5 protein-coding genes and 6 pseudogenes are annotated in these 7611 nt (G+C 57.0%); 4 read left to right on the top strand and 7 right to left on the bottom strand.

The genetic code is table 11. The features are described from left to right. Positions 1–722, top strand: a pseudogene (locus ACWUKX_RS30635) (ATP-grasp domain-containing protein); the annotation flags it as partial. Positions 723–1222: 500 nt separating this feature from the next. Beyond that, positions 1223–1420, top strand: a pseudogene (locus ACWUKX_RS30630) (helix-turn-helix transcriptional regulator); the annotation flags it as partial. A gap of 636 nt (positions 1421–2056) precedes the next feature. Here ACWUKX_RS30630 and ACWUKX_RS30625 read toward each other — a convergent pair. Together ACWUKX_RS30625 and ACWUKX_RS30620 are read right to left on the bottom strand one after the other, a co-directional pair. Next, a complete protein-coding gene (locus ACWUKX_RS30625; protein WP_456010409.1) occupies positions 2057–2242 on the bottom strand; it encodes a tyrosine-type recombinase/integrase in 186 nt (61 codons plus the stop codon). Positions 2243–2422: 180 nt separating this feature from the next. Further along, a complete protein-coding gene (locus ACWUKX_RS30620) occupies positions 2423–2929 on the bottom strand; it encodes a hypothetical protein (RefSeq protein WP_456010408.1) in 507 nt (168 codons plus the stop codon). Between the two features lie 353 nt (positions 2930–3282). Here ACWUKX_RS30620 and ACWUKX_RS30615 point away from each other — a divergent pair. After that, positions 3283–3521: pseudogene (locus ACWUKX_RS30615) on the top strand (methionine adenosyltransferase domain-containing protein); the annotation flags it as partial. A 308-nt stretch (positions 3522–3829) separates the two neighbouring features. On the opposite strand, the gene ACWUKX_RS30610 reads toward ACWUKX_RS30615, so the two are convergent. The 4 genes and pseudogenes from ACWUKX_RS30610 to ACWUKX_RS30595 form a co-directional block, all read right to left on the bottom strand. After that, a complete protein-coding gene (locus ACWUKX_RS30610) occupies positions 3830–4231 on the bottom strand; it encodes a DUF6527 family protein (protein ID WP_456010407.1) in 402 nt (133 codons plus the stop codon). Next, positions 4228–5421, bottom strand: coding sequence for a DUF6791 domain-containing protein (locus tag ACWUKX_RS30605; protein ID WP_456010406.1), 1194 nt, complete (start codon positions 5419–5421; stop codon positions 4228–4230). The genes ACWUKX_RS30610 and ACWUKX_RS30605 overlap by 4 nt, the downstream gene beginning before the upstream one ends. Then, entirely contained in the window at positions 5396–5650 is a 255-nt protein-coding gene (locus ACWUKX_RS30600; RefSeq protein WP_456010404.1) for a multiubiquitin domain-containing protein, read from the bottom strand. The genes ACWUKX_RS30605 and ACWUKX_RS30600 overlap by 26 nt, the downstream gene beginning before the upstream one ends. Before the next feature lie 727 nt (positions 5651–6377). After that, a pseudogene (locus ACWUKX_RS30595) lies at positions 6378–6953 on the bottom strand (IS630 family transposase); the annotation flags it as partial. Between ACWUKX_RS30595 and ACWUKX_RS30590 the strand changes: the two are divergent. Then, a pseudogene (locus tag ACWUKX_RS30590) lies at positions 6936–7226 on the top strand (ATP-binding cassette domain-containing protein); the annotation flags it as partial. The pseudogenes ACWUKX_RS30595 and ACWUKX_RS30590 overlap by 18 nt on opposite strands. On the opposite strand, the pseudogene ACWUKX_RS30585 reads toward ACWUKX_RS30590, so the two are convergent. Then, a pseudogene (locus ACWUKX_RS30585) lies at positions 7169–7480 on the bottom strand (ATP-binding cassette domain-containing protein); the annotation flags it as partial. The pseudogenes ACWUKX_RS30590 and ACWUKX_RS30585 sit on opposite strands and share 58 nt — an antisense overlap. Between the last annotated feature and the right edge of the window lie 131 nt (positions 7481–7611).

Genomic DNA, 7611 nt, shown 5'->3' with positions numbered 1-7611 from the left:
ACGGGAAGCACATTTGGCCGTCTTCGCCGAGGATACTGGTCGAAGAATTCGCACAAGGCCCCTTTTACAGCGCGGAGATAATGGGAAATGAGGTTATTGGGATTGTCGCCGTTGACTTCGGCCCCCCACCGCATTTCGTCTTCAGTGAGTCCACCTTTCCTGCCCCGCTGACGGACAACGATCAAGAGCGTATCGTAGGTGTTTCGCTGTGCTGCTTGCAAACTCTCGGCCTTGGCTGGGGGCCAACGAACGTCGAACTCCGGTGCACGGAGCGTGGTCCCGTTGTCATTGAAGTGAATCCGCGCCTTGCTGGCGCGCTCGAGCCTCAACTGGTCCAACTTGCTTGCGGTGTCGATCTCATTACCGAGCACATAAACCTCGTCATCGGCGAGCAATGGGATTTGCGCAGAAAGCATTCCGACACGGCGGCCGCACGGTTCCTAGTTCCTGACCGCGATGGCACCCTCGAGTGGATCGGTGGCGACAGTCGGGCGACTGCCGTGCCAGGCGTCGCCGAAGTGAAACTGTATGTTGAACCCAAGACGCCGATCGTCAGGAAAGGCGATTACCGGGACTGGGTCGGCCATGTCATCGCCGTTTCACCTAGCCTTGCTCAAACCAAGGCGATTGTTCAACGCGCCGTCGACTTAATCGATTGGTCGATCACGCCACTTGGCGAACAGGAACAATCTGGGCCGCTCACCTCTCGAACCCGGCCATAGTGGCCGTTGCCGCTGACCAGGATGCGGATGGCCGGCCAACGGGCGCAGATTCGCCGGACCAGACCGCGCAGGTGGCTGCGGATCTCCTGGCTGGTCGGGTTTTGCCAGGACCCAGGACCATGGTGAATGCCGATCGCACCGTGCAGTCAGGACGCGATTCAGATTGGGCCACCTCATCCCCTGGTCCCATATGGGAGGGCGAAAATCCCCAATAGAAGCGTGGCCCTGCTCAATACGTCAAAACTCCAGACACATCGAAAGCTCCAAAGCGCTTGACCTCAACGAGCCGAATAGAAAAGCCCTAATACTCGATTCCGGTTTCCCAAATTTGCGGTCGCGTAGCGATACTGAAAAATAAATTTAAGTTAGCGTAACTTTGCCAGCTGCAGGCATATAGTAGATCTTTGCCAATGCAGATTTGCTGAGGACTACTCGTAGCGCCACTCCCGCGCCAGTGACAACATCTTGCGCAAACGAGGCCGATGAGCGACGTCGAGGAGACACCTACCCTTTCTCCAAGAGAACAGGAGTGTATCCTATGGGCGGCACATGGTAAATCATCGTGGGAAATAGGTAAAATTTTAGGTATATCCACGAACACTGTGAATTTTCACATAAGGAACGTAATGAGAAAGATGGAGACTTCCAGTAGAACCACCGCGGCCATAAAGGCAATAAAACTTGGAATTATCGAATAGAAAGATGTTGGAAACGTATTGGACACCTCGAACAGTCTCGCACTCAGGAACGCATTTTCCCGCCTTCTCAGATTGCCCGACGCACCGGCTTCAGGTGCACTGCTGAATAGTCATGCAGGTGCCATCGCCGGATTCCGGTGATCTTCCTGTTTTCGTTAGCATGGCCCATACGGTGCGCCATCTTGTTAGCCAGCCCGATGGCCCACCATGCGCGAGTCTTCAATGAACTCTGCCAGACGTCGCAAATAGCCAATGCTTGTGGGGCAACATAGCCGACCTCGTAAAGATGGGCACGAACGTTGACCAAATCAGTGCGCTGGTTGTTCCCGGGTGCAAAATACAATGGCCTGGGACTGCTGCCATTCCGTCTTCGGTTCGACAAGCCCATCGTTTGCCGTTGCGCCGCTTCGACGAGTCGTCTCTCTCCGCATCCCCGGCATCTTTCTTACGCCACTTGATGATCGTGAGGTCGCAATAATGTGGAGAAACGCATGCAGATTGGTTGATTTGTAACGTTTCTGCCCACATTCCTCCGCATATTCGAAGCGTGTCGAGCCAGGCGAGCAGGCTGGCATCCCGCTTCCATGATGGGGGATGAGCTGTGTTGCCTTCCGAGCTTTTCCAGTGCTATCCGCTTCATTTCCAGATTGGCCTTCGCGTAGTGGTTGGTGGTATATCAAGGCTCATGTGGCCAAGCCGACTGCGGATGACCGTGACGTCGACTCCCGCCGAGACGAGGTGGACAGCGGTGGCGTGGCGGAAGCTGTGCGGCGTCACATGCTTGGTTTGCAGCGATGGCACGGTTTCGGCTGCCGCCTTCACATAAGTTGCCAGCTTGAACCGGACGCCCGAGGCGCCGAGCGGCTCGCCAGCGATTGACGAACAGCTGCCGGTCTGGTGCCCGCGGTTGCCGTTCCAACAGCTTTATCAACAGCAGGATGGTTTCTGGCCAGAGCGGGCAGATACCCTCCTTGCGGCTTTTACCAACAAGGCGCACGCGACCTAGGCTATCGAACCGGATCGCCTCGGGGCACAGATCAAGCGCTTCCTTAATTCGTGCTCCGCTGCTGTAGAGGAACGAGAGCAGCGCTCGGGCAGGCCTTCAAGAATCGAGCGGCTTGGCTGGGCAAGGATCGCCGTTACTTCTGCTGGATCGGATGACAGGGTTCCGATAGGGATCTGGAGGATTTCGACGCACTGGGCAGCGATGCAGGGTCCCTGGTCGCCACAAAGATGCAGGTCCCTGTGCCACAAAGTTGAATAAGCTGCGCATCGCGGCAAGACCGACAGTTCCGCGAGCCGATCGTGCAGCCGCGCTACGTGTTCGATATGCCTCAGAGCAGCCACTTCACTGGCCGCCAGATCGGCCAGAATGATCGTCGCAAACTTCTTTTCCGCGCGTTGTGCGATGAACCGCAGGAACAGCCGCCAGGTATCGCGGTGGGACCGGACCGTGTGGACGGACGCGTTGCGCTGATCAACAAACCATTCGTAGAAGAATGCGCGCATCTAAGGAACGGGTTGGCCTTGCTCATGACCGGCACCTCCCGCTCAAGCGCCGACGGCCCTGAACCGTTCGTTGGCGAGGTGCAGCAGGTCCTGTGTGACCGTAATTATAGAACAGAGTGGAGTTGATATCCCAGTGACGGGCACATCCGGTTCCATGCTCCGATCGAGAGTCCGCGAACTTAGCGACCGTTGCAGCAGTGATAGTCGCGACAACGCTCGGCCTCGCGATTTCATTGCCGCTGTCGCGGTGCCCGGAATTTGACAGCTCCATGTGATACCGCTCGAACAGTTCGGTGGTGAAGCGGATGGCGGTGTCGTGCGGACCTATAGCTCAAGCTTACAGCATGGGACGGCATGGCGGTGGCGCCTTTTCGGGCAAGGACCCCTCAAATGTTGATCGTTCGGCTGCCTATGCGGGCCCGCTACGTCGCCAAGAATGTCGTGGCTGGGGGGACTTGCGGAGGCCTGCGAAGTGCAGATTGCTTACGCAATCGGCGTGGCCGCGCCGGTTTCAGTTTTCGTCAGCACCTTCGGGACGGCGACGATTGAGGAAGTAAGGATCGAGCGCCTCATTCTTGAGCTGTTCGATCTTAGAATAGACCCAAAGTCTCGGCTCACTGGCGGCCGGACTGGTGATCCAGCAGATCGACCCAAGGCCCCGGCAGAACCTGCACAAAGAGGCCGAGCAGGCGGGGCTGCTTGCACCCGGACACTTCATCGCTCGAGCCAGTAGGTTTGTTCCTAAATGTCGGAATCAAAGGGCGGCAGTTCGCACCGCTTCTGGACCTCCCGTCAGACAAATAGCACTGGCGCGCGTGCTTTGAAGGGTGGCGCCACGAGCAGAACCATGCCTCGGCCCCTCAAACTCGCTTGACCTCGAGGTGCCACCTGTAGTCCGGGCTAGCGATTGCCGAGGAGCCAGCGCAGAACAATCCAGATGCGTTGCCAGAATGTGAATGCGTGCATTTTCTCGATATGCCGCTGGTCGCGCGCGCGACTCGCCTGAACCTCGGGGTCGGACACCGAGAGTAGCCAGATGATGCGCCCGCCCTGGATCAGATAGTGCGAACGGCAGGCGAACTCCCGGTTGCCGACTGAGGGCGATATGGTGAACGAACTTACAGTTTGCATAAGCCGCCAACCTGCCGGCTTGATGGGCAAGACGACTCGCGATCCACACCCACAGGCGCAAAGGTGAACGGAAGACCGAAAGTCATCGCTGTAGTAAAATTTACCCGGCTTGAGCTCGTCGGGAAACCGCTCGCAGGGAACCAGATCCAAGGCGTCGGTCGGGTAGGTCATGCCAGCGTCTCTCTGAAAATCTTCAGGCGGTCCAAGTTCATCAGCAAATTGTAGCCAGGGTCGGTGTCGGCATAATAGCCGAACCTCTTCTTAAACAGGATAACCGCGAGTGCGGCATTAAGGGCGTTGAGCTCCGCAATCTGAATATTCGTTTGATACTCACGGTCGGCCTCGACGACCATCGGGAGAATGTATTCGGCGAGCACGGCTGACCGAGTTTCATCGTCGACAAACGTCGCGCGGACCCTGCCATTGAGCGGTCCATCGGTGCGCTGCAGTCCCATTCCGACGTCGATGAACGGTTTCCCAAGGCCATTCAGAAGCTCGACGACCTTCGCGCGGCTCTCACCCTTGTCGACGCAAACAAAGACGAAGTCGCAGTCCGGAATTGCTCCCGGTGTGTCTTGGCTCACGCGAATAGACTGGCCCGTCACGCCCGTCCGGAAACTGGAATATCGCTCGACGTAAAGACCGACCTTGCTCTTCTTGAAATCATCAAATCGTGTCGTTCCGGGTGATCTGTAGGAGTTTTTGACGACGTATTCGCCATCATCAAAGAGGTTCAATGCTTTGACTGGAGTTTTTGACAGAAAATCGAGCACATATGAGCCCGTGCCGCCGAGGCCGACGATCCCGACCTTAAGATCGGAAATCCGACGATTGAGTTCGTGAAGCTCGGCATGGGATGAATGCGTGTCAGGAAAGTTGAACGGACTCTGGATGTCGCCACCAAAGTCGACGTCGAGAAACAGCTGATCCGCTTCCGGAAATTTATACACTGCCGGACCCGAGATCACTTGATAGTATTGCTCGAACTTCTCGGACAGGGACCCATAGTCGCGCATCTCGCCCGGGGCGGCCGCGAGCTTGTGAGAAAAATAATAACTTGAATAATTATCGTCGAAAATCAGCGTCCTGTTTGCGCCACCCCCAAGAACGTCGAGAAGCGGTTGTCCATCGAGCCCGCACGGATCCTCCCCGAGGAAATACATCTGGTGATTGGCCGGCAACCCTATTTCTGTTTCACTAGTCAGGTTCAACGGGTCCGCTATAAATCCGCGACGAAGCTCGCCACGGCAATTCAAATAGGGAACCGCCATAACGAGATAATTTGCACGAATGGCGAAGCGGCGTCCCTTCACTTCAAGGCGCGCCAAGCTTCCGTCAGGAGCGACCAGTGGGGAAGACATCAAAGCGCATCTCCTTCTTTCCTTTGACGCTCCCGCCAAAGGGAAGAACGTCATCCGGCTTATCGGAATTGGAGCCCCGCTCGTATGTGACCGAGTACCCGCGCACCTCTTCGCCAACAATGCCGTACGCAATCTTCACCAGATCGGCATGGGAGATTTCCCCTTTTGGCACGTGGTAAGGTTGGGTGTTGACGAAAATTTCGACGGTGTCTGCATTGGGATTTGCCATTTTCAATACCTTGGATGTAGGCCGCGAATGTCTGTGGCCCTAATTCTACTCAGCCGCGCGGCCCCCAGATTGTCACGGAAGCGTTAGCGCTCATGATTTGTCGCGTCAGGATTGTGTCAGGAATTGACGCTCCGGTTTCGGGCCGCTTTGCCATGTTGCGGGACCAAACACCTTGTGTAATTCGGCTTAAAAGACACCCTGCGCGCGCTTGGCCTGCCATTCGGAACTTTCAAATCTCTAGCGATCGCGAGCCCGCCGGCGATGTGAAAATTACTCTCGCTGGAAGCCGATCATCGACGTCCTTGAGAGTTTGCACAAGATTGAGTGCTGATGAACACCTGACGGCGTTTGATCACAGCCACGAAGCTACAACGGGCAGATTGTATTCTCATTTCTCACCTCCAGCCTTCCCTCGGACTAATCCACTCCGAATTTTTTAATGCTCGCATCATAGCAGCGCCAGCTGGCGGGTTACGTCAAATTTCTCGTAATCGCCGCAGTAAAACAGCGTCTCTCCCTGGCTCGGCGCAATTCGCCGCGATCCTGTGGGACGGAATACTGGTCTTTCGCAGAGCCCGATGTGCTCGGCGTCGGAACGGATGGACTGAGTCCCGAGCCCGTCGAGTTCGCCTGGAGGCGGCCCGCACGATTCTCTTCTCGGGTCGGATTTGGAGTACTACAGCTCGTGCGGAATATTTGCTGGCCGGGGATCGGAGCGCCCGCTAGACTAGGCCCGAACGAATCCCCGCCCCAAACGGCTACGTTTTCGCAACGCTGAGTGGTCATCCATGTTGATCTCGAGTTCATCCTGCAGGAGGGCGCGGATAACGGCGGCGATGATTTTGTGTGGGTCGGCTCTCCAGACGAACGGTCTGGATTGCTGATTGTGCTCGGTGATGAAGCGATTGGTGGCAGTCTGGAGATCGACGACGGAGTAGAAGACACCGTGCTTCAGCCGGCGGCGGGTGAGCTTGGCGAAGAAGCCCTCGACAGCATTGAGCCATGAGCAGGATGTCGGCACAAAATGGAAGGTCCAGCGCGGATGCCTGGCCAGCCAAGCGCGTACTTTGGGCTGCTTGTGAGTGGCATAGTTGTCGAGGATCACATGGACGGCCTTGTCGGGCGGAAGTTCGGCCTCGACGGCGTTGAGGAAGCGGATGAATTCCTGATGGCGATGGCGCTGCATATTACGGCCGATCACCGAGCCATCGAGGACATTGAGCGCGGCGAACAAAGTCGTCGTGCCGTTGCGCTTGTAGTCGTGCGTCATTGTCGCCCCGTGACCGCGCTTCGCAGCCAAGCCGGCCAAGTCATCGGCAGGCTGCCCGGCGGATATGACCAGATGATCGGTAAGCAGTTTGATAATGGCGTGGAGCTGTCAGGCGGCGAATGGCAGAAGATCGCAATTGCTCGTGCCTACATGCGCGGTGCCGAGCTATTGATCCTGGACGAACCGACGGCCGCACTGGATGCCCGTTCGGAATCCGAGGTGTTCCGGCGTTTTAAGGAACTGAGCAAGGGCAAGACATCGGTTCTAATTTCCCATCGCTTTTCCAGTGTTCGGATGGCAGATCGTTCGGCAGCGCGTTCTATGCGACCTCTATCCTCGCGCGCCTTGATCCGGCCAACCGCGATGTTGTCGCCAGCAGTCATGTTGTAGCGAACGAAGTCCTGGAAGATCACGCCGATCGAATTGCGCAGTTCATCCAGATCGTACTCGCGCAAATCCTTCCCGTCGAGAAGGATCCGGCCCTCGTTGGGATCGTAGAGGCGCGCCAGCAGCTTAACCAGCGTGGTCTTGCCAGCGCCGTTCTCCCCAACAAGCGCCACCGACCTCGCTCATATGCCCTCCCCGCTGAACCGCCTCCCAGGCCAGAGCCGGGAAGCGGTCAGGCCTATTGTTTCAATCCTTGCAGAGGTCAGCGGTTTTGCTGCCGTCCGGCAGCATCGCTTTGGTGTAG

The organism is Mesorhizobium sp. f-mel (genome assembly GCF_053850215.1).
Note: the sequence above shows the minus strand (reverse complement) of the source record. Positions and strands in the feature narration are given on the sequence as shown.